We start from the raw sequence: 21,288 nt of genomic DNA, 5'->3' as shown, positions 1-21,288 counted from the left end.
GGGTGGGAGGGCGGGTTCCCGGGTCACCCGGGTGCCCGGCCGCAGGGCGCTGCCGCACCCGTGCGTGGCGCGGTTTGACAGGTCGACCCCAAGGCTCCTGAGGAGCGCCAGCGCGGTATCACCATCTCCATCGCGCACGTCGAGTACCAGACCGAGTCGCGTCACTACGCCCACGTCGACTGCCCCGGTCACGCGGACTACATCAAGAACATGATCACGGGTGCCGCCCAGATGGACGGCGCCATCCTCGTGGTCGCCGCCACCGACGGCCCGATGCCGCAGACCAAGGAGCACGTGCTCCTGGCCCGCCAGGTCGGCGTTCCGTACATCGTCGTCGCCCTGAACAAGGCCGACATGGTGGACGACGAGGAGATCCTGGAGCTCGTCGAGCTCGAGGTGCGTGAGCTCCTCTCCGAGTACGAGTTCCCGGGCGACGACGTTCCGGTCGTCAAGGTCTCGGCGCTCAAGGCTCTCGAGGGCGACAAGGAGTGGGGCCAGTCGGTCCTGAACCTGATGGCCGCCGTCGACGAGGCGATCCCGCAGCCCGAGCGTGACATCGACAAGCCGTTCCTGATGCCGATCGAGGACGTCTTCACGATCACCGGTCGTGGCACCGTCGTCACCGGCCGTATCGAGCGTGGTGTCCTCAAGGTCAACGAGACCGTCGACATCGTCGGTATCAAGACCGAGAAGACGACCACCACGGTCACCGGCATCGAGATGTTCCGCAAGCTGCTCGACGAGGGCCAGGCCGGAGAGAACGTCGGTCTGCTCCTCCGCGGCATCAAGCGCGAGGACGTCGAGCGCGGCCAGGTCATCATCAAGCCCGGTTCGGTCACCCCGCACACCGAGTTCGAGGCCCAGGCCTACATCCTGTCGAAGGACGAGGGTGGTCGTCACACCCCGTTCTTCAACAACTACCGCCCGCAGTTCTACTTCCGTACCACGGACGTGACCGGCGTCGTGACCCTCCCCGAGGGCACCGAGATGGTCATGCCGGGCGACAACACCACCATGTCCGTCCAGCTGATCCAGCCGGTCGCCATGGAGGAGGGCCTGAAGTTCGCCATCCGCGAGGGTGGCCGGACCGTCGGCGCCGGCCAGGTCACCAAGATCGTCAAGTAAGTTCTCGACGGCCTGACCTGGTAGCTCCGAAGCGAGCTGCAAGCGAGAGGCCCCGCACCGTGGAGGTGCGGGGCCTCTTGGCGTGGTGCGCCCGGCATAGGCGCTATCAGGGGAGGAAGCTCCGGGGGAGAGGGACGGTGAGGGGTCTGGAGCGGGCATGACGGGACGGCCCGCGTGCGGATCAGGGTGGTCGGCGGCGCCTCTACGGACTCCACGCTCGACTACGCCATTGCGCGGCATTGCAGACCCGGGCGGACCAGGGGACAGGTATCTGCGCTGGCGCCACCCGCGCACACGTCGCAGGTTGGGCGACGTCAGGTCTCTCTCCACTGGAAGGACACACATGAACCTCTTGAGGCCCAAGGGCGCGCTCGCAGTGGGCGCGCTGGCGCTGTCCGCCGCGATGCTGACGCCTGCCACCGCCATGGCTACCGAGGAAGCCACCCCCGGCGGCGGAAAGGTTCTGGACATCGTGAGCCAGACGACCGGGGCGTTCGGCGTACCCCCGGCCGCTGTGGCCGGCACACAGTTCGGGTTCACGGGCGTGAACTACCTCTACGACACGGGGAAGCCGTTCGGGACCCACGGGGTGCAGTGCCTGATCATGGCCGTCGAAGCGCCGGACGTCGTCTCGCAGTGCATCGAGACCTTCGACACGCCGCGTGGGCAGATCACCGTGCAGGGGATCAAGACGGACCGGGGCAATCGGCAGCCGGACGAATTCACGGAAGCGGTTACCGGCGGCACGGGCCACTACGCCCATGTGACGGGCTACGCCGATTTCAGCCGGTTGGACGTCTCGTCCTACCGCGTGGTTTTCCACCTGCGGAACGTGAAGTAGTCGGGAACGATCCGGCGAGGCCCGGGCTGGACAGCGGGCGATGAGCGTCGTCATGCCAGCTGCCGCCGTTTCGACCATCTCTCCTGCGTTCCGGAACTCCCCGCCTGCTGCAGGGAGCTCCGGACCAGGTGAATCCGGCACCGCCGGAGGGACGCCCTCGCGCTGCGGGGCGGCTCGTCCCCTGTTGCGCCGTTGGTGGGCGACAGCCCGGCAGCAGAATGCTCCGCGTGCCGCGGTTTGACCTTCTTCGCGACCGGGGTAACCTCTTCGGCTCGATTGGCGTCCGTCGCGGCCCGTATGGCAGACTGTCCGGGTTGCTCGGTTGAGTGCCGATGCTGCGCGCCTCCCGCCGGGAGGACCGGAAGCGAGTCCCACAGTACTCGTCGCCCTAACTGCCTCCCGGCAGCGCTGGGGCGGACGTACGGGAATCTTCCGGGAAGTGTCAGCGGGGCGCCGGCCAGGCACCCGGTGGGCCCTCGCCCACGTCCAGCGGTCTCTTCTGCGGATCGCAATCCCCTCCAGCAGGGAAATCCGGCATCGGACATCTGCGTAGCGGGAGCGCGACACGCCCGACCGCGTGGGTCGGAGGAGAGGGCTGGGAACACCGGGTTCCGGAGCGTTACGAGAGACAGGACTACGAAGTAGCCATGGCGGGACAGAAGATCCGCATCCGGCTCAAGGCCTACGACCACGAGGTCATCGACTCCTCGGCGAAGAAGATCGTCGAGACGGTGACCCGTACTGGTGCGTCGGTCGCGGGCCCGGTGCCGCTGCCCACTGAGAAGAACGTGTACTGCGTCATCAAGTCGCCGCACAAGTACAAGGACTCGCGCGAGCACTTCGAGATGCGCACGCACAAGCGCCTCATCGACATCCTCGACCCCACGCCGAAGACGGTCGACTCGCTCATGCGTCTCGACCTGCCGGCCGGCGTCGACATCGAGATCAAGCTCTGAGGTGACGCGCGAGATGGCTAAGCAGATCAAGGGCATCCTGGGCGAGAAGCTCGGCATGACTCAGGTCTGGGACGAGAACAACCGTGTCGTCCCGGTCACCGTCGTCAAGGCCGGCCCCAATGTCGTCACCCAGATCCGTACGAACGACACCGACGGCTACGAGTCGGTCCAGATCGCCTTCGGCGAGATCGACCCGCGCAAGGTGAACAAGCCCCTCAAGGGCCACTTCGCCAAGGCCGACGTCACCCCCCGTCGTCACCTCGTCGAGATCCGTACCGCCGACGCCGGCGAGTACACCCTCGGCCAGGAGATCACCGCCGAGGTCTTCGAGGCGGGCGTGAAGGTCGACGTCACCGGCAAGAGCAAGGGCAAGGGCTTCGCCGGTGTCATGAAGCGCCACAACTTCCGTGGCCTGGGCGCCGGACACGGCACCCAGCGCAAGCACCGCTCCCCCGGTTCCATCGGTGGCTGCGCCACCCCGGGCCGTGTGTTCAAGGGCCTCCGTATGGCGGGCCGCATGGGCAACGAGCGGGTCACCACCCAGAACCTGACCGTCCACGCCGTTGACGCGGAGAAGGGTCTGCTGCTCATCAAGGGCGCGGTTCCCGGTCCGAACGGCGGCCTCGTCCTGGTCCGTACCGCGGCCAAGGGGGCCTGAGGTAACCGATGAGCACCATTGACATCCTTTCGCCCGCTGGCGACAAGGCCGGTAGCGTCGAGCTCCCCGGGGAGATCTTCGACGCCAAGGTCAGCATTCCGCTGATCCACCAGGTCGTCGTCGCGCAGCTGGCCGCTGCCCGCCAGGGCACGCACAAGACCAAGACCCGCGGCGAGGTCCGTGGCGGTGGCAGGAAGCCCTACCGCCAGAAGGGCACCGGCCGCGCGCGTCAGGGCTCGACCCGTGCGCCGCAGTTCGCCGGCGGTGGCGTCGTGCACGGCCCCGTGCCGCGCGACTACTCGCAGCGGACCCCGAAGAAGATGAAGGCCGCCGCCCTGCGCGGTGCCCTCACCGACCGGGCCCGCAACTCCCGCATCCACGTCGTCTCCGGCGTGGTCGAGGGCGAGGTCTCCACCAAGGCCGCCAAGACGCTGCTCGGCAAGATCTCGGAGCGCAAGAACCTGCTCCTGGTCGCCGAGCGCACCGACGAGGCCGCGTGGCTGTCCGCCCGCAACCTGCCCCAGGTGCACATCCTGGAGCCGGGCCAGCTGAACACGTACGACGTGCTCGTCTCCGACGACGTGGTCTTCACCCAGGCCGCCTTCGAGTCCTTCGTGTCCGGCCCCAAGGCCAACGACAATGAGGGGAGCGAGGCCTGATGGCCGAGATCACCAGCAAGACCTTCACCGACCCGCGTGACGTTCTCGTCAAGCCGGTTGTCTCGGAGAAGAGCTACGCGCTGCTGGACGAGAACAAGTACACGTTCATCGTCGCGCCCAACGCCAACAAGACCCAGATCAAGCAGGCCGTCGAGGCGGTCTTCTCGGTCAAGGTCACCGGGGTGAACACGATCAACCGGCAGGGCAAGCGCAAGCGCACCCGCACCGGTTTCGGCAAGCGCGCCAACACCAAGCGCGCCATCGTGACCCTCGCCGAGGGCGACCGTATCGACATCTTCGGCCAGGCCTCCTAACGGAGACCTTGGTCCGATATCGGACGAGGACTGAGAAATGGGTATCCGCAAGTACAAGCCGACGACTCCGGGCCGTCGTGGCTCCAGCGTCGCCGACTTCGTCGAGATCACGCGGTCCACGCCGGAGAAGTCGCTGGTCCGCCCCCTGCACAGCAAGGGCGGCCGTAACAACGCCGGTCGTGTGACCGTTCGCCACCAGGGTGGTGGCCACAAGCGCGCCTACCGCGTGATCGACTTCCGTCGTCACGACAAGGACGGCGTGCCGGCCAAGGTCGCGCACATCGAGTACGACCCCAACCGCACCGCGCGCATCGCGCTGCTGCACTACGCGGACGGCGAGAAGCGCTACATCCTCGCCCCGCGCGGTCTGTCGCAGGGTGACCGGATCGAGAACGGCCCCGGTGCCGACATCAAGCCCGGCAACAACCTGGCGCTGCGCAACATCCCGGTCGGTACGACCCTGCACGCCATCGAGCTGCGGCCCGGCGGCGGCGCGAAGTTCGCCCGCTCCGCGGGTGCCTCCGTGCAGCTGCTGGCGAAGGAGGGCTCCATGGCCCACCTGCGCATGCCGTCCGGTGAGATCCGCCTGGTCGACGTCCGCTGCCGCGCCACCGTCGGCGAGGTCGGCAACGCCGAGCAGTCGAACATCAACTGGGGCAAGGCCGGCCGTATGCGCTGGAAGGGCGTTCGCCCGACCGTCCGCGGTGTCGCCATGAACCCGGTCGACCACCCGCACGGTGGTGGTGAGGGCAAGACCTCCGGTGGTCGCCACCCGGTCTCCCCCTGGGGTCAGAAGGAGGGTCGTACTCGTTCTCCCAAGAAGGCGAGCAACAAGTACATCGTCCGCCGCCGCAAGACGAACAAGAAGCGCTAGGAGCGGGTTTAGATGCCGCGCAGTCTCAAGAAGGGGCCCTTCGTCGACGACCACCTGATCAAGAAGGTGGACGTCCAGAACGAAGCAGGCACCAAGAACGTCATCAAGACCTGGTCCCGTCGCTCGATGATCGTCCCGGCCATGCTGGGCCACACGATCGCGGTGCACAACGGCAAGACCCATGTCCCGGTGTTCGTCACCGAGTCCATGGTCGGCCACAAGCTCGGCGAGTTCTCGCCGACTCGCACCTTCCGCGGCCACGTCAAGGACGACCGGAAGTCGAAGCGCCGCTAATCGCGGGGTGGAACGACTATGACTTACACCGAAGGGACAACCATGGAAGCCAGGGCCCAGGCGCGGTACATCCGCGTCACGCCCATGAAGGCCCGCCGCGTGGTGGACCTCATCCGTGGCATGGCCGCCACGGAGGCTCAGGCGGTCCTGCGTTTCGCCCCGCAGGCCGCGAGCGTGCCGGTAGGCAAGGTGCTGGACAGTGCCATCGCCAACGCCGCGCACAACTACGACCACACGGACGCCTCCTCGCTGTTCATCAGCGAGGCGTACGTCGACGAGGGCCCGACCCTGAAGCGGTTCCGTCCGCGCGCCCAGGGCCGTGCCTACCGGATCCGCAAGCGGACCAGCCACATCACCGTGGTCGTCAGCAGCAAGGAAGGAACCCGGTAATGGGCCAGAAGGTAAACCCGCACGGGTTCCGGCTCGGCATCACCACGGACTTCAAGTCCCGCTGGTACGCCGACAAGCTGTACAAGGACTACGTCAAGGAAGACGTCGCCATCCGCCGGATGATGACGTCCGGCATGGAGCGCGCCGGCATCTCCAAGGTCGAGATCGAGCGCACCCGTGACCGCGTGCGGGTGGACATCCACACCGCGCGTCCCGGCATCGTCATCGGCCGCCGTGGCGCCGAGGCCGACCGCATCCGCGGCGACCTCGAGAAGCTCACGGGCAAGCAGGTCCAGCTGAACATCCTCGAGGTCAAGAACCCCGAGGTCGACGCTCAGCTCGTGGCCCAGGCCGTTGCCGAGCAGCTGTCCTCCCGCGTCTCCTTCCGCCGCGCCATGCGCAAGAGCATGCAGTCGGCCATGAAGGCGGGCGCCAAGGGCATCAAGATCCAGTGTGGTGGCCGTCTCGGCGGCGCCGAGATGTCCCGCTCGGAGTTCTACCGCGAGGGCCGTGTGCCGCTGCACACGCTCCGCGCGAACGTCGAGTACGGCTTCTTCGAGGCCAAGACCACCTTCGGCCGCATCGGCGTGAAGGTCTGGATCTACAAGGGCGACGTCAAGAACATCGCCGAGGTCCGCGCCGAGAACGCCGCTGCCCGCGCCGGCAACCGCCCGGCCCGTGGTGGCTCCGACCGCCCGGCCCGTGGTGGCCGTGGCGGCGAGCGTGGCGGTCGCGGTCGCAAGCCGCAGCAGCAGTCGGCCCAGGGTGGCCAGCAGCAGTCGGCCGAGGCTCCCAAGGCCGACGCCCCCGCCGCTGCCGCTCCGGCTGCTGAGAGCACCGGAACGGAGGCCTGACCGAAATGCTGATCCCCCGTAGGGTCAAGCACCGCAAGCAGCACCACCCGAAGCGCAGCGGTATGTCCAAGGGTGGTACGCAGGTTGCGTTCGGCGAGTACGGCATCCAGGCGCTCACCCCGGCGTACGTGACGAACCGTCAGATCGAGGCCGCTCGTATCGCGATGACCCGTCACATCAAGCGTGGCGGCAAGGTCTGGATCAACATCTACCCGGACCGCCCGCTGACGAAGAAGCCTGCCGAGACCCGCATGGGTTCCGGTAAGGGTTCGCCGGAGTGGTGGGTCGCGAACGTCAAGCCCGGTCGGGTGATGTTCGAGCTGTCCTACCCGAACGAGAAGATTGCTCGTGAGGCGCTCACCCGCGCTGCTCACAAGCTTCCGATGAAGTGCCGCATCGTTCGGCGCGAGGCAGGTGAGGCGTGATGTCGGCCGGAACCAAGGCGTCCGAGCTGCGCGAGCTGGGCAACGAGGAGCTTGTTGCCAAGCTCCGCGAGGCCAAGGAAGAGCTGTTCAACCTCCGCTTCCAGGCGGCGACCGGTCAGCTCGAGAACCACGGCCGGCTGAAGGCCGTCCGCAAGGACATCGCCCGGATCTACACCCTGATGCGTGAGCGCGAGCTGGGCATCGAGACGGTGGAGAACGCCTGATGAGCGAGAGCAACGTGACCGAGAACAAGACCGAGCGCGGTTTCCGCAAGACCCGTGAGGGTCTGGTCGTCAGCGACAAGATGGACAAGACCGTCGTCGTCGCCGTCGAGGACCGTGTCAAGCACGCGCTGTACGGCAAGGTCATCCGCCGTACCAACAAGCTCAAGGCGCACGACGAGCAGAACGCCGCGGGTGTCGGCGACCGCGTCCTCCTGATGGAGACCCGGCCGCTGTCCGCGACGAAGCGCTGGCGCGTCGTCGAGATCCTCGAGAAGGCCAAGTAATTTTGCGGGGGCCCTCCCTGGAAGGGGAGTGCTCCCCCGCATGCCCCTCGCTGGGGGAACCCCTCCGGGGGCACTGCCCCAGCACTAAGTTCCGCCAGGCTCGGCGGGGGCTGTCCCCTTCGGGACCAGCCCCCGCCGGGAACCGGCAGACGATCAGGAGATAGACGTGATCCAGCAGGAGTCGCGACTTCGCGTCGCCGACAACACTGGTGCCAAGGAGATCCTTTGCATCCGTGTTCTCGGTGGCTCGGGTCGCCGCTACGCGGGCATCGGTGACGTCATCGTCGCCACCGTCAAGGACGCGATCCCCGGTGGCAACGTGAAGAAGGGTGACGTCGTCAAGGCGGTCATCGTTCGCACCGTCAAGGAGCGCCGCCGCCAGGACGGCTCGTACATCCGCTTCGACGAGAACGCCGCCGTCATTCTGAAGAACGACGGCGACCCTCGCGGCACCCGTATCTTCGGCCCCGTGGGCCGTGAGCTGCGCGAGAAGAAGTTCATGAAGATCATCTCGCTCGCGCCGGAGGTGCTGTAAGCATGAAGATCAAGAAGGGCGACCTGGTCCAGGTCATCACCGGCAAGGACAAGGGCAAGCAGGGCAAGGTCATCGCCGCTTTCCCGCGCGACGAGCGTGTCCTGGTCGAGGGTGTCAACCGGGTCAAGAAGCACACCAAGGCCAACCAGCCGGGCCGTGCCTCCCAGGCCGGCGGCATCGTGACCACCGAGGCCCCCATCCACGTCAGCAACGTGCAGCTCGTCGTGGAGAAGGACGGCAAGAAGGTCGTCACCCGCGTCGGCTACCGGTTTGACGACGAGGGCAACAAGATCCGCGTTGCCAAGCGGACCGGTGAGGACATCTGATGGCTACCACGACTGCGCCGCGTCTCAAGACGCGCTACCGCGAGGAAATCGTCGGCAAGCTGCGTGACGAGTTCAAGTACGAGAACGTCATGCAGGTCCCCGGTCTGGTCAAGATCGTGGTCAACATGGGTGTGGGCGACGCCGCCCGCGACTCCAAGCTGATCGAGGGCGCCATCCGCGACCTCACCACGATCACCGGTCAGAAGCCGGCCGTCACCAAGGCCCGTAAGTCCATCGCGCAGTTCAAGCTGCGTGAGGGCCAGCCGATCGGTGCCCACGTCACGCTCCGTGGCGACCGCATGTGGGAGTTCCTGGACCGCACCCTGTCGCTCGCGCTGCCGCGCATCCGCGACTTCCGCGGCCTGTCCCCCAAGCAGTTCGACGGCCGTGGCAACTACACCTTCGGTCTCACGGAGCAGGTCATGTTCCACGAGATCGACCAGGACAAGATCGACCGCGTCCGGGGTATGGACATCACCGTGGTCACCACGGCGACCAACGACGCTGAAGGCCGTGCCCTTCTCCGTCACCTCGGCTTCCCGTTCAAGGAGGCGTGAGCGAGATGGCGAAGAAGGCTCTGATTGCCAAGGCTGCTCGTAAGCCCAAGTTCGGTGTGCGTGCGTACACCCGCTGCCAGCGCTGCGGCCGTCCGCACTCCGTGTACCGCAAGTTCGGCCTGTGCCGCGTGTGCCTTCGTGAGATGGCTCACCGTGGCGAGCTGCCGGGCGTGACCAAGAGCTCCTGGTAGTCACCGCTTTCGCGGGACTACCAGAGGCTCTCGGTAAGCAACGGGTCGGCGGGGCCCTCCCTCACATGCCGTAGGCTTGTGGGGTTGGGCGCCCGCCGCCCTGAACGACTTACTACGCCGTAGGTCCCCGTGCCGCACCCGTCCCGCCCCTGTGCGGGGAGAGGGATGGCACATACAGGAAACCCCGGCGAGAGAGGCCGAAGGCCAATTCATGACCATGACTGATCCGATCGCGGACATGCTGACCCGTCTGCGTAACGCGAACTCGGCGTACCACGACTCCGTGACGATGCCGCACAGCAAGATCAAGTCGCACATCGCGGAGATCCTCCAGCAGGAGGGCTTCATCACGGGCTGGAAGGTCGAGGACGCCGAGGTCGGCAAGAACCTCGTCCTCGAGCTGAAGTTCGGCCCGAACCGTGAGCGCTCCATCGCGGGCATCAAGCGGATCTCCAAGCCCGGTCTCCGGGTCTACGCGAAGTCCACCAACCTGCCGAAGGTGCTCGGCGGCCTGGGCGTGGCCATCATCTCCACGTCGCACGGGCTCCTCACCGACAAGCAGGCCAGCAAGAAGGGTGTGGGCGGGGAAGTCCTCGCCTACGTCTGGTAGTCGGGAACGGAGGAGAAGAACAATGTCGCGTATCGGCAAGCTCCCCATCTCGGTTCCCGCCGGCGTGGATGTCACCATCGATGGCCGTACGGTCCAGGTGAAGGGCCCCAAGGGCTCCCTGACCCACACCGTTGCCGCGCCGATCGAGATCGCGAAGGGTGAGGACGGCGTTCTCAACGTCACCCGCCCCAACGACGAGCGTCAGAACAAGGCCCTGCACGGCCTGTCCCGCACGCTGGTGGCCAACATGATCACCGGTGTGACCCAGGGATACACGAAGGCGCTCGAGATCAGCGGTGTCGGTTACCGCGTCGCCGCGAAGGGCTCCAACCTGGAGTTCCAGCTCGGCTACAGCCACCCGATCCTGGTGGAGGCCCCCGAGGGCATCTCCTTCAAGGTCGAGTCGCCGACCAAGTTCTCGGTCGAGGGCATCGACAAGCAGAAGGTCGGCGAGGTCGCCGCGAACATCCGCAAGCTGCGCAAGCCCGACCCGTACAAGGCCAAGGGCGTGAAGTACGCGGGCGAGGTCATCCGCCGCAAGGTCGGAAAGGCTGGTAAGTAAGCCATGGCATACGGCGTGAAGATTGCCAAGGGCAAGGCCTACAAGGGCGCTTCCCTGAAGCGTCGCCACATCCGCATCCGCAAGAAGATCTCGGGTACGGCGGACCGTCCGCGTCTGGTCGTCACCCGGTCCAACCGCGGTATCACCGCTCAGGTCATCGACGACCTCAAGGGCCACACCGTGGCGTCGGCGTCCACCCTGGACGCTTCCATCCGCGGCGGCGAGGGCGACAAGTCGGCGAAGGCGAAGCAGGTCGGCCAGCTCGTGGCCGAGCGTGCGAAGGCCGCCGGCGTCGAGGCTGTCGTGTTCGACCGTGGCGGCAACCAGTACGCCGGGCGCATCGCCGCCCTGGCCGACGCCGCCCGCGAAGCCGGCCTGAAGTTCTGAGCCGTTCGTAGCTAGCGGAAAAGAGAGAGGTAAATCCAATGGCTGGACCCCAGCGCCGCGGCAGCGGTGCCGGTGGCGGCGAGCGGCGGGACCGGAAGGGCCGTGACGGCGGCGCTGCTGCCGCCGAGAAGACCGCGTACGTTGAGCGCGTCGTCGCGATCAACCGCGTCGCCAAGGTTGTGAAGGGTGGTCGTCGCTTCAGCTTCACCGCGCTGGTCGTGGTGGGCGACGGTGACGGCACCGTGGGTGTCGGTTACGGCAAGGCCAAGGAGGTGCCGGCCGCCATCGCCAAGGGCGTTGAGGAGGCCAAGAAGCACTTCTTCAAGGTCCCGCGTATCCAGGGCACCATCCCGCACCCGATCACGGGCGAGAAGGCGGCGGGCGTCGTCCTGCTCAAGCCTGCTTCCCCCGGTACCGGTGTTATCGCCGGTGGCCCGGTGCGTGCCGTGCTCGAGTGCGCCGGCGTTCACGACATCCTGTCGAAGTCGCTCGGCTCGTCCAACGCGATCAACATCGTGCACGCGACGGTGGAGGCCCTGAAGGGTCTGCAGCGTCCCGAGGAGATCGCGGCCCGCCGCGGTCTGCCGCTCGAGGACGTCGCCCCCGCGGCTCTGCTTCGTGCGCGCGCCGGTGCGGGAGCGGGTGCGTGATGGCCCGCCTCAAGATCACGCAGACGAAGTCGTACATCGGCAGCAAGCAGAACCACCGTGACACCCTGCGTTCGCTTGGCCTGAAGAGGGTCAACGACGTGGTCGTCAAGGAGGACCGCCCCGAGTTCCGCGGAATGGTGCACACCGTCCGCCACCTCGTGACGGTCGAGGAGGTCGACTGATCATGGCGGAGCAGAACCCGCTGAAGATCCACAACCTCCGTCCCGCCCCCGGCGCCAAGACCGCCAAGACCCGTGTCGGTCGTGGTGAGGCGTCGAAGGGTAAGACGGCCGGTCGTGGTACCAAGGGCACGAAGGCCCGCTACCAGGTTCCGGAGCGCTTCGAGGGTGGCCAGATGCCGCTCCACATGCGCCTCCCGAAGCTGAAGGGCTTCAAGAACCCGTTCAAGACCGAGTACCAGGTCGTGAACCTGGACAAGCTCGCCGCCCTCTACCCCGAGGGTGGCGAGGTCACGGTCGCCGACCTGGTCGCCAAGGGCGCGGTTCGCAAGAACCAGCTCGTCAAGGTGCTCGGCCAGGGCGAGGTCTCCGTGGCGCTGCAGGTGACGGTCGACGCCGTCTCCGGCTCCGCCAAGGAGAAGATCACCGCCGCCGGCGGCACCGTCACCGAGCTCGTCTGAGACGAGCCGATGGCCTGAACACCAACCGGGGATGCTCTCAAACGGGGCATCCCCGGTTGGTCGTTCCAAGGGGGCACACTCGCCGGTAAGGTGGCGTGCGTTGTTGCTGTTATCCCCGGGGGGCGACCCCCACGCCGTGACGGAGGCCCACCCGGCCCCCGGAGCGGTTCTTGTCTCATACGAATTCGTCGAACCTCAAGACCGTCACCTCTGACGCTTTGCGCGGGGGTCGCAGGAGGCACCGTGCTCACCGCGTTCGCCCGGGCGTTCAAGACGCCCGACCTGCGCAAGAAGCTGCTCTTCACGCTCGGCATCATCGTGCTGTACCGGCTCGGCGCACACATCCCGGTGCCCGGCGTCAGCTATGAGAACGTCCAGATCTGTGTGGACCAGGCCTCGAAGAACAACAGCAGCCTCTTCGGCCTCGTCAACATGTTCAGCGGCGGCGCGCTGCTGCAGATCACGATCTTCGCGCTCGGCATCATGCCGTACATCACGGCGAGCATCATCCTGCAACTGCTGACCGTGGTGATCCCGCGTCTGGAGGCCCTCAAGAAGGAGGGTCAGTCCGGCACCGCGAAGATCACGCAGTACACGCGTTACCTCACGGTCGCGCTGGCCGTGCTGCAGGGCACCGGCCTGGTGGCCACGGCCCGCAGCGGTGCGCTGTTCTCCGGCTGTCAGGTGGCCAACGAGATCGTCCCCGACCAGTCGATCTTCGTGACCGCCACCATGGTGATCACCATGACCGCCGGTACGGCCGTGGTCATGTGGCTCGGTGAGCTCATCACGGACCGCGGCATCGGCAATGGCATGTCCATCCTGATGTTCATCTCCATCGCCGCCGGCTTCCCCGGCGCGCTGTGGGCCATCAAGGAGAGCGGCAAGCTCGCCAAGGGCTGGATCGAGTTCGGCACGGTCATCCTGATCGGCTTCGTGATGGTGGCCCTCGTCGTCTTCGTCGAGCAGGCCCAGCGCCGCATCCCGGTCCAGTACGCGAAGCGCATGATCGGCCGCAGGTCGTACGGCGGTACGTCCACATACATCCCGCTCAAGGTGAACCAGGCGGGTGTGATTCCCGTCATCTTCGCGTCGTCGCTGCTCTACATCCCGGCGCTGATCGCGCAGTTCTCGAGCTCGAACGCCGGATGGAAGACCTGGATCGAAGCCCACTTCGTCAAGGGCGACCACCCGTACTACATCGCGACGTACTTCCTTCTGATCGTGTTCTTCGCCTTCTTCTACGTGGCGATCTCGTTCAACCCCGAGGAAGTCGCGGACAACATGAAGAAGTATGGTGGCTTCATCCCGGGTATCCGGGCTGGTCGACCTACCGCCGAGTACCTGAGCTACGTGCTCAACCGGATCACCTGGCCGGGCTCGCTGTATCTGGGTCTGATCGCTCTCGTGCCGACGATGGCGTTGGCCGGCTTCGGTGGTGCGAACCAGAACTTCCCGTTCGGTGGCACCAGCATCCTCATCATCGTGGGTGTCGGTCTGGAGACCGTGAAGCAGATCGAGAGCCAGCTCCAGCAGCGCAACTACGAAGGGTTCCTCCGCTGATGCGAATCGTCCTCGTCGGACCGCCCGGTGCCGGCAAGGGAACGCAGGCCGCGTTCCTCGCCAAGAACCTGTCGATCCCGCACATCTCCACGGGCGACCTCTTCCGGGCCAACATCAGCAAGGGCACGGACCTGGGCAAGCAGGCCAAGGCGTACATGGACGCCGGCAACCTGGTGCCGGACGAGGTCACCATCGGGATGGCGCGGGACCGGATGGCCCAGGCGGACGCCCAGAACGGCTTCCTGCTGGACGGCTTCCCGCGGAACGTGTCGCAGGCCGAGGCCCTCGACGCGGCGCTGGCGTCGGACGGCGTGAAGCTGGACGCCGTCCTGGACCTGGAGGTGCCCGAGGACGAGGTCGTCAAGCGGATCGCGGGCCGCCGCATCTGCCGGAACGACAGCGCGCACGTCTTCCACATCACCTACAGCGCCCCGAAGACCGAGGGCGTCTGCGACGTCTGCGGCGGAGAGCTGTACCAGCGCGACGACGACTCCGAGGAGACCGTGCGCAAGCGGCTCGAGGTCTACCACACGCAGACCGAGCCGATCATCGACCACTACCGGGCCCAGGGCCTGCTGGTCACCATCTCCGCGCTCGGCAAGGTCGACGAGGTGACCGAGCGCGCGATGGAGGCGCTGCAGAAGGACCGGGCCGCCCAGGCCTGAACGTCGTACCCCAGGCGTATCCTCCGACCGGATCGCATACGGCCGCGGTGTCCCCAGGACGCCGCGGCCGTATCGTTGATTACCCAGGCATTCCGCCGAACCACTCTCCGACTCTGAAAGGCGCCGGCCCTCATGGTGCAGATCAAGACCCCCGAGCAGATCGCGAAGATGCGTGAGGCGGGACTGGTCGTCGCCGCCATCCACGCGGCGACCCGTGAAGCGGCGGTCCCCGGCGCCACGACGAAGGACCTGGACGACGTCGCCCGCAAGGTGATCGCCGACCACGGGGCGAAGTCGAACTTCCTCGGGTACGGCGGTTTCCCCGCCACCATCTGCACCTCGGTGAACGAGGTCGTCGTCCACGGCATCCCGGACGGCAAGACGGTCCTCAAGGACGGCGACATCATCTCCGTCGACGCCGGCGCGATCGTCGACGGCTGGCACGGCGACGCGGCGTTCACGGCGTTCGTGGGCGGCGGTCACGCTCCGGAGCTCGTCGAGCTGTCCCGGGTGACCGAGGAGTCCATGTGGGCCGGTATCGCCGCCATGAAGAGCGGCAACCGGCTGGTCGACGTGTCCCGTGCGATCGAGACCTACATCCGCCGTCAGCCGAAGCCGGGCGGCGGCCGTTACGGGATCATCGAGGACTACGGCGGCCACGGCATCGGCACCGAGATGCACATGGACCCGCATCTGCTGAACTACGTCAGCCGCAAGCGCGGCAAGGGCCCGAAGCTCGTCCCCGGCTTCTGCCTGGCGATCGAGCCGATGGTGTCGCTCGGCACCCCGCACACCGAGGTGCTCTCCGACGACTGGACCGTGATCACCACGGACGGCACCTGGTCCTCGCACTGGGAGCACTCGGTGGCGCTGACCGAGGAGGGTCCGCTGGTGCTGACGGCCGTCGACGGCGGCCGGGCGAAGCTGGCGGAGCTGGGCGTCACGGCTGCTCCGGACCCCCTGGCCTGACCCGGGCCCGGGTGCACCCGAGCCATGGACGGGGCGGAGGGGATTCCCGGCCGCCCCGGTTCTGCTTAAGGATCTCCCACCTTGGGCAAACTCCTCGGATTCGTCTTTTCCAGGGGCCTGACGTAGACTGATGCGTCGGTTCGCGTGTACCCGTATGCCCGCTTGCGGTCGAAGGGCGACAAGAGCCGATCAAGGTAGCCGATTCGAAGGGCGAAGCGTGGCCAAGAAGCAAGGTGCCATCGAGATCGAGGGCACCGTGATCGAGTCCCTGCCGAACGCCATGTTCAAGGTAGAGCTCCAGAACGGTCACAAGGTCCTCGCGCACATCTCCGGCAAGATGCGGATGCACTACATCCGAATCCTTCCGGACGACCGGGTCGTCGTGGAGCTCTCTCCGTACGACCTGACGCGTGGGCGGATCGTCTACCGCTACAAGTAGATCTTGCCCTCACCTCTCCCGAGGGGTGCTGGCACTGACCCGGAGAACCTCACATCCCATGAAGGTCAAGCCGAGCGTCAAGAAGATCTGCGACAAGTGCAAGGTGATCCGCCGCCACGGCCGGGTCATGGTCATCTGCGACAACCTGCGCCACAAGCAGCGCCAGGGCTGACGCACGCCGACCTGCACTTCGCAGATCTTCGCGCGACGCGAGCAACACGTTCACCAGCAGGGCCCGCCCAGTCCGCAAGGACCGGCGGCACCTCCGGCGGGGGCCGGGGACCGGGACGTACCACCTCTCTTTCAGGAGGGGTCGGCGGCCCGGGACGGCTCTGCTGCAGACCCCCGAACACCACAGGAGCCATTGAATGGCACGCGTTTCCGGTGTTGACATCCCGCGCGACAAGCGCGTGGAGGTCGCACTCACCTACGTCTTCGGCATCGGCCGCACCCTGGCGCAGGAGACCCTCGCCGCGACCGGTGTGAACCCGAACACCCGCGTTCGTGACCTGGCCGAAGAGGACCTCGTCAAGATCCGCGAGTACGTGGACGCCAACCTCAAGACCGAGGGTGACCTCCGTCGCGAGATCCAGGCCGACATCCGCCGCAAGGTCGAGATCGGCTGCTACCAGGGTCTGCGCCACCGCCGCGGTCTGCCGGTCCACGGCCAGCGCACCAGCACGAACGCCCGGACCCGCAAGGGCCCGCGTCGCGCCATCGCCGGCAAGAAGAAGCCGGGCAAGAAGTAGTCCTCAGCAGGACGCTCTACCAGCGGTCTTCGCTGTAGGACCGACCACCTCCACGGGAGAAATACATGCCCCCCAAGGGACGCCAGGGCGCCGTCAAGAAGGTGCGCCGCAAGGAAAAGAAGAACGTCGCTCACGGCCACGCGCACATCAAGAGCACGTTCAACAACACGATCGTCTCGATCACGGACCCCAGCGGCAACGTGATCTCCTGGGCCTCCGCCGGCCACGTCGGCTTCAAGGGCTCGCGCAAGTCCACCCCCTTCGCCGCGCAGATGGCCGCCGAGTCGGCCGCCCGCCGCGCGCAGGAGCACGGCATGCGCAAGGTCGACGTCTTCGTCAAGGGTCCGGGCTCCGGCCGTGAGACCGCGATCCGTTCCCTCCAGGCCACCGGTCTCGAGGTCGGCTCCATCCAGGACGTCACCCCGACGCCGCACAACGGCTGCCGTCCCCCCAAGCGCCGCCGCGTCTGACGCGTCGCCGCTGCACGGCTGACTCCGGGTGCCGGCGTGTCCGACACGTCACACCCGGTCCGAGGCTTCGGGCGGTACGGCCCCTCGTGGGACGTGCCGCCCGTACCCTTGCAGTACGCAGTATTTTCGACAGCCGGGTCTCGGCCCGGTCGAGTCGGGCGTCAAATAGCGGGCGCCCATGACTGAAGGATCACAGACATGCTGATCGCTCAGCGTCCCTCGCTGACCGAAGAGGTCGTCGACGAGTACCGCTCCCGGTTCGTGATCGAGCCGCTGGAGCCGGGCTTCGGCTACACCCTCGGCAACTCCCTCCGCCGTACGCTCCTCTCCTCGATCCCGGGCGCGGCCGTCACGTCCATCCGGATCGACGGCGTCCTGCACGAGTTCACCACCGTGCCCGGCGTCAAGGAGGACGTCACCGACCTCATCCTGAACATCAAGCAGCTGGTCGTCTCCTCGGAGCACGACGAGCCGGTCGTGATGTACCTGCGCAAGCAGGGCCCGGGTCTGGTCACCGCCGCCGACATCGCGCCCCCGGCCGGTGTCGAGGTCCACAACCCCGACCTGGTCCTGGCCACGCTGAACGGCAAGGGCAAGCTGGAGATGGAGCTGACCGTCGAGCGCGGTCGCGGCTACGTCTCCGCCGTGCAGAACAAGCAGGTGGGCCAGGAGATCGGCCGTATCCCGGTCGACTCCATCTACTCCCCGGTGCTCAAGGTCACGTACAAGGTCGAGGCGACCCGTGTCGAGCAGCGCACCGACTTCGACAAGCTGATCGTCGACGTCGAGACCAAGCAGGCCATGCGCCCGCGCGACGCCATGGCGTCGGCCGGCAAGACCCTGGTCGAGCTGTTCGGTCTGGCGCGCGAGCTCAACATCGACGCCGAGGGCATCGACATGGGCCCGTCCCCGACGGACGCCGCCCTGGCCGCCGATCTGGCGCTGCCGATCGAGGAGCTGGAGCTCACGGTCCGCTCCTACAACTGCCTCAAGCGCGAGGGCATCCACTCCGTGGGTGAGCTCGTCGCCCGCTCCGAGGCTGACCTCCTCGACATCCGCAACTTCGGTGCGAAGTCGATCGACGAGGTCAAGGCGAAGCTGGCCGGCATGGGTCTGGCCCTCAAGGACAGCCCGCCCGGATTCGACCCGACCGCCGCCGCCGACGCCTTCGGCGCGGACGACGACGCGGACGCCGGTTTCGTCGAGACCGAGCAGTACTGAGCACCTCCCGGCGGGGTGCGGGGCGTACGGCCCCGCACCCCGCCGGGGGGCTGCCTCCGGGGCCGCGGCCCCGGGCTCCGGGCGCGAGCCCGGCACAGATGTCCCCGGCACCGCCGGGGGGTGCGCGAGGGGCGTGAGCCTCTCGCACAGGCTGACACCGGTACCTGACACGGCCGGTGCAGATCACAAGGAGAAGAACCATGCCGAAGCCCGCCAAGGGTGCCCGTCTGGGCGGCAGCGCCGCGCACGAGAAGCTGCTTCTCGCGAACCTCGCGAAGTCGCTCTTCGAGCACGGCCGCATCACCACGACCGAGGCCAAGGCCCGCCGCCTGCGCCCCGTCGCGGAGCGTCTGATCACGAAGGCGAAGAAGGGCGACATCCACAACCGTCGCCTGGTGCTGCAGACGATCACGGACAAGAGCATCGTCCACACGCTCTTCACCGAGATCGCCCCGCGCTACGCCGAGCGTCCGGGTGGCTACACCCGGATCACCAAGATCGGCAACCGTCGTGGTGACAACGCCCCGATGGCCGTGATCGAGCTCGTCGAGGGCGAGATCGCGAAGAAGGCCACCGTCGCCGAGGCCGAGGCCGCCGCAAAGCGCGCGGTCAAGGAGGCCGACGAGGCCAAGGCCAGCGAGGCCAAGGCCGAGGAGACCGAGGCCGAGGCCGCCGCCGAGGCTCCGGCCGAGGAGTCGAAGGGCGCCTGAGGCGTTCCGAGACGGCTTTACGGCTGACGGACGGGCCCGTTCCCCACTTACCGGGGGCGGGCCCGTTCCCTTGAGAGGACCTGAGAGGCATACGAGACGTGAGCGATGACGTGAGGCCGGGTTTCGTACGGGTGCGGCTGGACCTGTCCTACGACGGCGGGGACTTCTCGGGCTGGGCCCGGCAGACGCGCGGGCAGCGGACGGTCCAGGGCGAGATCGAGGACGCGATCCGTACCGTCACCCGTTCACAGGACACGTACGAGCTGACCGTCGCCGGCCGCACGGACGCGGGTGTGCACGCCCGCGGACAGGTCGCGCACGTCGACCTGCCGCAGCATGTCTGGGCCGAGCACCGGGAGAAGCTGCTGCGGCGGCTGGCCGGCCGGCTGCCCCACGACGTCCGGGTGTGGAAGGCCGAGGAGGCCCCCGCCGGTTTCAACGCGCGCTTCTCGGCGGTCTGGCGCCGCTACGCCTACCGCGTCACCGACCACCCGGCGGGCGTCGACCCGCTGTTGCGCGGGCATGTGCTCTGGCACGGCTGGCCGCTGGACCTGGACGCCATGAACGCCGCGGCCGGACGGCTCCTCGGGGAGCACGACTTCGCCGCGTACTGCAAGAAGCGCGAGGGGGCCACCACCATCCGGACGCTCCAGGAACTGCGCTGGGAGCGCGACGCGTCCGGGATCCTGACCGCGACCGTGAAGGCCGACGCCTTCTGCCACAACATGGTCCGCTCGCTCGTCGGCGCGATGCTGTTCGTCGGCGACGGCCACCGGCCGGCGGACTGGCCGGCGAAGGTCCTGGCCGCCGGTGTCCGTGACTCGGCGGTCCACGTCGTGCGGCCGCACGGGCTCACGCTGGAGGAAGTCGGCTATCCCGCCGACGAACTGCTGGCCGCCAGGAACCTGGAGGCGCGGAACCGGCGCACCCTCCCGGCCCGGGGCGCGGGGGCGGCCGGCTGCTGCTGAGCCTGCGGCAGCTCGGCCGTGCGCACCTCCACCCGGTGCCGCCGAGGGAGGGCCGGCACCCCGGGGGGAACGGCCGGCCCTCCGAACGTCACGGCCGGTCAGAGCGCGGCGGCGTACTTCCGCAGCCAGCCGGTGAAGGACGGCCCGAGCTCGGGGTGCTCACAGGCGAGGCGCACCTGGGCGCGCAGGTAGTCGCCCCGGTCGCCCGTGTCATACCGGCGGCCTTCGAAGACCACGCCGTGCACGGGTCCGTGGCGGTCGTCCGAGGCGAGGGTGTGCAGCGCGTCGGTGAGCTGGATCTCCCCGCCGCGGCCCGGGGGGGTGTCCCGCAGCACGGCGAAGATCTCGGGGTCGAGGACATAGCGGCCGATGACCGCGAGGTTGCTCGGCGCTGTGCCGGGCGCCGGCTTCTCGACGAGACCGGAGAGCACGCGCACGTCGTCCCCGGCCTCCGAGGGGACCACGGCGGCCGAGCCGTAGAGATGGATCCGGTCCTCCGGGACGGGCATCAGCGCGACGACGCTCCCGCCGAGCCGCCGGCGTATCTCGACCATCCGCGCGAGCAGGGGGTCCCTGGGGTCGATGAGGTCGTCGCCGAGCAGGACGGCGAAAGGGCTGTCCCCCACATGCGCCTCGGCGCAGAGCACGGCGTGACCGAGGCCCTTGGGGTCGCCCTGCCGCGCGTAGTGGACGGTGGCCAGTGAACTGGATCTGCGGACCAGTTCCAGTCGCCCGAGGTCTCCCTTGTCCTCCAGGAGCGATTCCAGCTCGTGGGCGCGGTCGAAGTGGTCCTCGAGCGCCCGCTTGTTCCGCCCGGTGATCATCAGTACGTCGGTCAGACCGGCGGCGGCGGCCTCCTCGACCACGTACTGGATCGCGGGCTTGTCCACGACGGGCAGCATCTCCTTCGGCGTCGCCTTGGTCGCGGGAAGGAAGCGGGTACCGAGTCCGGCGGCCGGAATGACCGCCTTGACCACCGGCGGCACGCCGGTTGTGTGAAGGCTCATATGTCTGTGCACGGCCGCTCGCGCGACCGTCCCCCTCCTCGTCTTCTTCACATGGAAGACACATCGTAGAAGGTCGAGGAGGTGACTCACCCGCCAGATGTCGGTATTAGTCCGCTTATAGGCATCGGGTGTACTGAAACGTAACTTTCACCTGTGTCCTAAAGAATCGTG

33 protein-coding genes and 1 pseudogene are annotated in these 21,288 nt (G+C 67.5%); 33 read left to right on the top strand and 1 reads right to left on the bottom strand.

The annotated features are described in order from the left end of the window. Positions 1-78 precede the first annotated feature (78 nt). The 33 genes and pseudogenes from tuf to truA form a co-directional block, all read left to right on the top strand. Positions 79-1,125: pseudogene (gene tuf / locus FEF34_RS15165) on the top strand (elongation factor Tu); the annotation flags it as partial. A gap of 343 nt (positions 1,126-1,468) precedes the next feature. Further along, entirely contained in the window at positions 1,469-1,966 is a 498-nt protein-coding gene (locus FEF34_RS15160; RefSeq protein ID WP_138053662.1) for an allene oxide cyclase barrel-like domain-containing protein, read from the top strand. Positions 1,967-2,613: 647 nt separating this feature from the next. Further along, positions 2,614-2,922 (top strand): 30S ribosomal protein S10, encoded by a 309-nt coding sequence (gene rpsJ / locus FEF34_RS15155; RefSeq protein ID WP_003948644.1) that lies wholly within the window; start codon positions 2,614-2,616, stop codon positions 2,920-2,922. A 13-nt stretch (positions 2,923-2,935) separates the two neighbouring features. Beyond that, positions 2,936-3,580, top strand: a complete 645-nt coding sequence (gene rplC, locus FEF34_RS15150) for a 50S ribosomal protein L3 (protein WP_017949665.1) — start codon at positions 2,936-2,938, stop codon at positions 3,578-3,580. An 8-nt stretch (positions 3,581-3,588) separates the two neighbouring features. Further along, a complete protein-coding gene (gene rplD / locus FEF34_RS15145; protein WP_138053661.1) occupies positions 3,589-4,239 on the top strand; it encodes a 50S ribosomal protein L4 in 651 nt (216 codons plus the stop codon). Beyond that, positions 4,239-4,553: a 50S ribosomal protein L23 gene (gene rplW, locus FEF34_RS15140; protein ID WP_018889347.1), complete on the top strand. Its 315-nt coding sequence runs from the start codon at positions 4,239-4,241 to the stop codon at positions 4,551-4,553. Before rplD ends, rplW begins: the two co-directional genes overlap by 1 nt. A gap of 37 nt (positions 4,554-4,590) precedes the next feature. After that, on the top strand, positions 4,591-5,427 hold the full coding sequence (rplB, locus tag FEF34_RS15135; protein ID WP_017949662.1) for a 50S ribosomal protein L2: 837 nt from the start codon (positions 4,591-4,593) through the stop codon (positions 5,425-5,427). Positions 5,428-5,439: 12 nt separating this feature from the next. Then, positions 5,440-5,721, top strand: coding sequence for a 30S ribosomal protein S19 (rpsS, locus tag FEF34_RS15130; RefSeq protein WP_003956461.1), 282 nt, complete (start codon positions 5,440-5,442; stop codon positions 5,719-5,721). Positions 5,722-5,763: 42 nt separating this feature from the next. Beyond that, entirely contained in the window at positions 5,764-6,111 is a 348-nt protein-coding gene (gene rplV, locus FEF34_RS15125; protein ID WP_138057499.1) for a 50S ribosomal protein L22, read from the top strand. After that, entirely contained in the window at positions 6,111-6,965 is an 855-nt protein-coding gene (rpsC, locus tag FEF34_RS15120) for a 30S ribosomal protein S3 (RefSeq protein WP_138053660.1), read from the top strand. The genes rplV and rpsC overlap by 1 nt, the downstream gene beginning before the upstream one ends. Before the next feature lie 5 nt (positions 6,966-6,970). Next, positions 6,971-7,390: a 50S ribosomal protein L16 gene (rplP, locus tag FEF34_RS15115; protein ID WP_017949658.1), complete on the top strand. Its 420-nt coding sequence runs from the start codon at positions 6,971-6,973 to the stop codon at positions 7,388-7,390. Next, complete coding sequence (gene rpmC / locus FEF34_RS15110) at positions 7,390-7,614, top strand: 50S ribosomal protein L29 (protein ID WP_030759371.1); 225 nt, start codon at positions 7,390-7,392, stop codon at positions 7,612-7,614. The genes rplP and rpmC overlap by 1 nt, the downstream gene beginning before the upstream one ends. Next, on the top strand, positions 7,614-7,898 hold the full coding sequence (gene rpsQ, locus FEF34_RS15105) for a 30S ribosomal protein S17 (RefSeq protein ID WP_093656384.1): 285 nt from the start codon (positions 7,614-7,616) through the stop codon (positions 7,896-7,898). The genes rpmC and rpsQ overlap by 1 nt, the downstream gene beginning before the upstream one ends. Before the next feature lie 166 nt (positions 7,899-8,064). Further along, on the top strand, positions 8,065-8,433 hold the full coding sequence (gene rplN / locus FEF34_RS15100) for a 50S ribosomal protein L14 (RefSeq protein WP_003956455.1): 369 nt from the start codon (positions 8,065-8,067) through the stop codon (positions 8,431-8,433). Between the two features lie 2 nt (positions 8,434-8,435). Next, on the top strand, positions 8,436-8,759 hold the full coding sequence (gene rplX / locus FEF34_RS15095) for a 50S ribosomal protein L24 (protein WP_017949655.1): 324 nt from the start codon (positions 8,436-8,438) through the stop codon (positions 8,757-8,759). Continuing rightward, a complete protein-coding gene (gene rplE / locus FEF34_RS15090; RefSeq protein WP_123188895.1) occupies positions 8,759-9,316 on the top strand; it encodes a 50S ribosomal protein L5 in 558 nt (185 codons plus the stop codon). Before rplX ends, rplE begins: the two co-directional genes overlap by 1 nt. Positions 9,317-9,321: 5 nt before the next feature. Further along, positions 9,322-9,507 (top strand): type Z 30S ribosomal protein S14, encoded by a 186-nt coding sequence (locus FEF34_RS15085; protein ID WP_003956452.1) that lies wholly within the window; start codon positions 9,322-9,324, stop codon positions 9,505-9,507. A 211-nt stretch (positions 9,508-9,718) separates the two neighbouring features. After that, positions 9,719-10,117, top strand: coding sequence for a 30S ribosomal protein S8 (gene rpsH / locus FEF34_RS15075; RefSeq protein ID WP_017949652.1), 399 nt, complete (start codon positions 9,719-9,721; stop codon positions 10,115-10,117). 22 nt (positions 10,118-10,139) lie between these two features. Then, positions 10,140-10,679: a 50S ribosomal protein L6 gene (gene rplF, locus FEF34_RS15070; RefSeq protein WP_138053659.1), complete on the top strand. Its 540-nt coding sequence runs from the start codon at positions 10,140-10,142 to the stop codon at positions 10,677-10,679. A 3-nt stretch (positions 10,680-10,682) separates the two neighbouring features. Next, complete coding sequence (rplR, locus tag FEF34_RS15065) at positions 10,683-11,066, top strand: 50S ribosomal protein L18 (protein WP_138053658.1); 384 nt, start codon at positions 10,683-10,685, stop codon at positions 11,064-11,066. Positions 11,067-11,104: 38 nt separating this feature from the next. After that, positions 11,105-11,716: a 30S ribosomal protein S5 gene (gene rpsE, locus FEF34_RS15060; protein WP_093656378.1), complete on the top strand. Its 612-nt coding sequence runs from the start codon at positions 11,105-11,107 to the stop codon at positions 11,714-11,716. Then, a complete protein-coding gene (rpmD, locus tag FEF34_RS15055) occupies positions 11,716-11,898 on the top strand; it encodes a 50S ribosomal protein L30 (protein WP_071273185.1) in 183 nt (60 codons plus the stop codon). The genes rpsE and rpmD overlap by 1 nt, the downstream gene beginning before the upstream one ends. Positions 11,899-11,900: 2 nt before the next feature. Further along, positions 11,901-12,356, top strand: coding sequence for a 50S ribosomal protein L15 (gene rplO / locus FEF34_RS15050; RefSeq protein WP_017949648.1), 456 nt, complete (start codon positions 11,901-11,903; stop codon positions 12,354-12,356). Between the two features lie 243 nt (positions 12,357-12,599). Next, positions 12,600-13,919, top strand: a complete 1,320-nt coding sequence (secY, locus tag FEF34_RS15045) for a preprotein translocase subunit SecY (protein WP_138053657.1) — start codon at positions 12,600-12,602, stop codon at positions 13,917-13,919. Beyond that, complete coding sequence (locus FEF34_RS15040; RefSeq protein WP_138053656.1) at positions 13,919-14,584, top strand: adenylate kinase; 666 nt, start codon at positions 13,919-13,921, stop codon at positions 14,582-14,584. The genes secY and FEF34_RS15040 overlap by 1 nt, the downstream gene beginning before the upstream one ends. Before the next feature lie 132 nt (positions 14,585-14,716). After that, positions 14,717-15,553, top strand: coding sequence for a type I methionyl aminopeptidase (map, locus tag FEF34_RS15035; protein ID WP_138053655.1), 837 nt, complete (start codon positions 14,717-14,719; stop codon positions 15,551-15,553). A 217-nt stretch (positions 15,554-15,770) separates the two neighbouring features. Further along, entirely contained in the window at positions 15,771-15,992 is a 222-nt protein-coding gene (infA, locus tag FEF34_RS15030; protein ID WP_003956442.1) for a translation initiation factor IF-1, read from the top strand. Between the two features lie 58 nt (positions 15,993-16,050). Further along, a complete protein-coding gene (gene rpmJ / locus FEF34_RS15025; RefSeq protein ID WP_003956441.1) occupies positions 16,051-16,164 on the top strand; it encodes a 50S ribosomal protein L36 in 114 nt (37 codons plus the stop codon). 196 nt (positions 16,165-16,360) lie between these two features. Continuing rightward, on the top strand, positions 16,361-16,741 hold the full coding sequence (gene rpsM / locus FEF34_RS15020) for a 30S ribosomal protein S13 (RefSeq protein ID WP_138053654.1): 381 nt from the start codon (positions 16,361-16,363) through the stop codon (positions 16,739-16,741). A 65-nt stretch (positions 16,742-16,806) separates the two neighbouring features. Further along, positions 16,807-17,211, top strand: a complete 405-nt coding sequence (rpsK, locus tag FEF34_RS15015) for a 30S ribosomal protein S11 (protein ID WP_017949643.1) — start codon at positions 16,807-16,809, stop codon at positions 17,209-17,211. A 198-nt stretch (positions 17,212-17,409) separates the two neighbouring features. Next, positions 17,410-18,432: a DNA-directed RNA polymerase subunit alpha gene (locus FEF34_RS15010; protein ID WP_003956430.1), complete on the top strand. Its 1,023-nt coding sequence runs from the start codon at positions 17,410-17,412 to the stop codon at positions 18,430-18,432. 200 nt (positions 18,433-18,632) lie between these two features. Next, positions 18,633-19,142, top strand: coding sequence for a 50S ribosomal protein L17 (gene rplQ / locus FEF34_RS15005; protein ID WP_138053653.1), 510 nt, complete (start codon positions 18,633-18,635; stop codon positions 19,140-19,142). Between the two features lie 98 nt (positions 19,143-19,240). Then, the gene (truA, locus tag FEF34_RS15000; protein WP_138053652.1) at positions 19,241-20,110 is read left to right on the top strand and encodes a tRNA pseudouridine(38-40) synthase TruA; all 870 of its coding nucleotides are present in this window, start codon (positions 19,241-19,243) and stop codon (positions 20,108-20,110) included. A gap of 98 nt (positions 20,111-20,208) precedes the next feature. Here truA and FEF34_RS14995 read toward each other — a convergent pair whose 3' ends face one another. Beyond that, a complete protein-coding gene (locus FEF34_RS14995; protein ID WP_138053651.1) occupies positions 20,209-21,117 on the bottom strand; it encodes a UTP--glucose-1-phosphate uridylyltransferase in 909 nt (302 codons plus the stop codon). Positions 21,118-21,288: the final 171 nt, after the last annotated feature.

Origin of the sequence: Streptomyces marianii, from assembly GCF_005795905.1 — a bacterium.
In the GTDB taxonomy this organism is placed as follows: Bacteria; Actinomycetota; Actinomycetes; order Streptomycetales; family Streptomycetaceae; genus Streptomyces; species Streptomyces marianii.
Note: the sequence above shows the minus strand (reverse complement) of the source record. Positions and strands in the feature narration are given on the sequence as shown.

Excerpts from the sequence above, each read along its gene's own strand:
- rpsS (WP_003956461.1), top strand. The coding sequence starts at position 5,440 with ATGCCGCGCAGTCTCAAGAAGGGGCCCTTCGTCGACGACCACCTGATC.
- rplB (WP_017949662.1), top strand. The coding sequence starts at position 4,591 with ATGGGTATCCGCAAGTACAAGCCGACGACTCCGGGCCGTCGTGGCTCC.
- rplQ (WP_138053653.1), top strand. The coding sequence starts at position 18,633 with ATGCCGAAGCCCGCCAAGGGTGCCCGTCTGGGCGGCAGCGCCGCGCAC.
- rpsK (WP_017949643.1), top strand. The coding sequence starts at position 16,807 with ATGCCCCCCAAGGGACGCCAGGGCGCCGTCAAGAAGGTGCGCCGCAAG.
- rpsH (WP_017949652.1), top strand. The coding sequence starts at position 9,719 with ATGACCATGACTGATCCGATCGCGGACATGCTGACCCGTCTGCGTAAC.
- rpsQ (WP_093656384.1), top strand. The coding sequence starts at position 7,614 with ATGAGCGAGAGCAACGTGACCGAGAACAAGACCGAGCGCGGTTTCCGC.
- rpsE (WP_093656378.1), top strand. The coding sequence starts at position 11,105 with ATGGCTGGACCCCAGCGCCGCGGCAGCGGTGCCGGTGGCGGCGAGCGG.
- rplF (WP_138053659.1), top strand. The coding sequence starts at position 10,140 with ATGTCGCGTATCGGCAAGCTCCCCATCTCGGTTCCCGCCGGCGTGGAT.
- rpmC (WP_030759371.1), top strand. The coding sequence starts at position 7,390 with ATGTCGGCCGGAACCAAGGCGTCCGAGCTGCGCGAGCTGGGCAACGAG.
- rpmD (WP_071273185.1), top strand. The coding sequence starts at position 11,716 with ATGGCCCGCCTCAAGATCACGCAGACGAAGTCGTACATCGGCAGCAAG.
- FEF34_RS15010 (WP_003956430.1), top strand. The coding sequence starts at position 17,410 with ATGCTGATCGCTCAGCGTCCCTCGCTGACCGAAGAGGTCGTCGACGAG.
- rplR (WP_138053658.1), top strand. The coding sequence starts at position 10,683 with ATGGCATACGGCGTGAAGATTGCCAAGGGCAAGGCCTACAAGGGCGCT.
- rpsC (WP_138053660.1), top strand. The coding sequence starts at position 6,111 with ATGGGCCAGAAGGTAAACCCGCACGGGTTCCGGCTCGGCATCACCACG.
- rplW (WP_018889347.1), top strand. The coding sequence starts at position 4,239 with ATGGCCGAGATCACCAGCAAGACCTTCACCGACCCGCGTGACGTTCTC.
- FEF34_RS15040 (WP_138053656.1), top strand. The coding sequence starts at position 13,919 with ATGCGAATCGTCCTCGTCGGACCGCCCGGTGCCGGCAAGGGAACGCAG.
- rplE (WP_123188895.1), top strand. The coding sequence starts at position 8,759 with ATGGCTACCACGACTGCGCCGCGTCTCAAGACGCGCTACCGCGAGGAA.
- rpsM (WP_138053654.1), top strand. The coding sequence starts at position 16,361 with ATGGCACGCGTTTCCGGTGTTGACATCCCGCGCGACAAGCGCGTGGAG.
- map (WP_138053655.1), top strand. The coding sequence starts at position 14,717 with ATGGTGCAGATCAAGACCCCCGAGCAGATCGCGAAGATGCGTGAGGCG.
- rplC (WP_017949665.1), top strand. The coding sequence starts at position 2,936 with ATGGCTAAGCAGATCAAGGGCATCCTGGGCGAGAAGCTCGGCATGACT.
- rplP (WP_017949658.1), top strand. The coding sequence starts at position 6,971 with ATGCTGATCCCCCGTAGGGTCAAGCACCGCAAGCAGCACCACCCGAAG.
- rplO (WP_017949648.1), top strand. The coding sequence starts at position 11,901 with ATGGCGGAGCAGAACCCGCTGAAGATCCACAACCTCCGTCCCGCCCCC.
- rplD (WP_138053661.1), top strand. The coding sequence starts at position 3,589 with ATGAGCACCATTGACATCCTTTCGCCCGCTGGCGACAAGGCCGGTAGC.
- FEF34_RS14995 (WP_138053651.1), bottom strand. The coding sequence starts at position 21,117 with ATGAGCCTTCACACAACCGGCGTGCCGCCGGTGGTCAAGGCGGTCATT.
- rplV (WP_138057499.1), top strand. The coding sequence starts at position 5,764 with ATGGAAGCCAGGGCCCAGGCGCGGTACATCCGCGTCACGCCCATGAAG.
- FEF34_RS15085 (WP_003956452.1), top strand. The coding sequence starts at position 9,322 with ATGGCGAAGAAGGCTCTGATTGCCAAGGCTGCTCGTAAGCCCAAGTTC.
- rpmJ (WP_003956441.1), top strand. The coding sequence starts at position 16,051 with ATGAAGGTCAAGCCGAGCGTCAAGAAGATCTGCGACAAGTGCAAGGTG.
- rplX (WP_017949655.1), top strand. The coding sequence starts at position 8,436 with ATGAAGATCAAGAAGGGCGACCTGGTCCAGGTCATCACCGGCAAGGAC.
- rpsJ (WP_003948644.1), top strand. The coding sequence starts at position 2,614 with ATGGCGGGACAGAAGATCCGCATCCGGCTCAAGGCCTACGACCACGAG.
- FEF34_RS15160 (WP_138053662.1), top strand. The coding sequence starts at position 1,469 with ATGAACCTCTTGAGGCCCAAGGGCGCGCTCGCAGTGGGCGCGCTGGCG.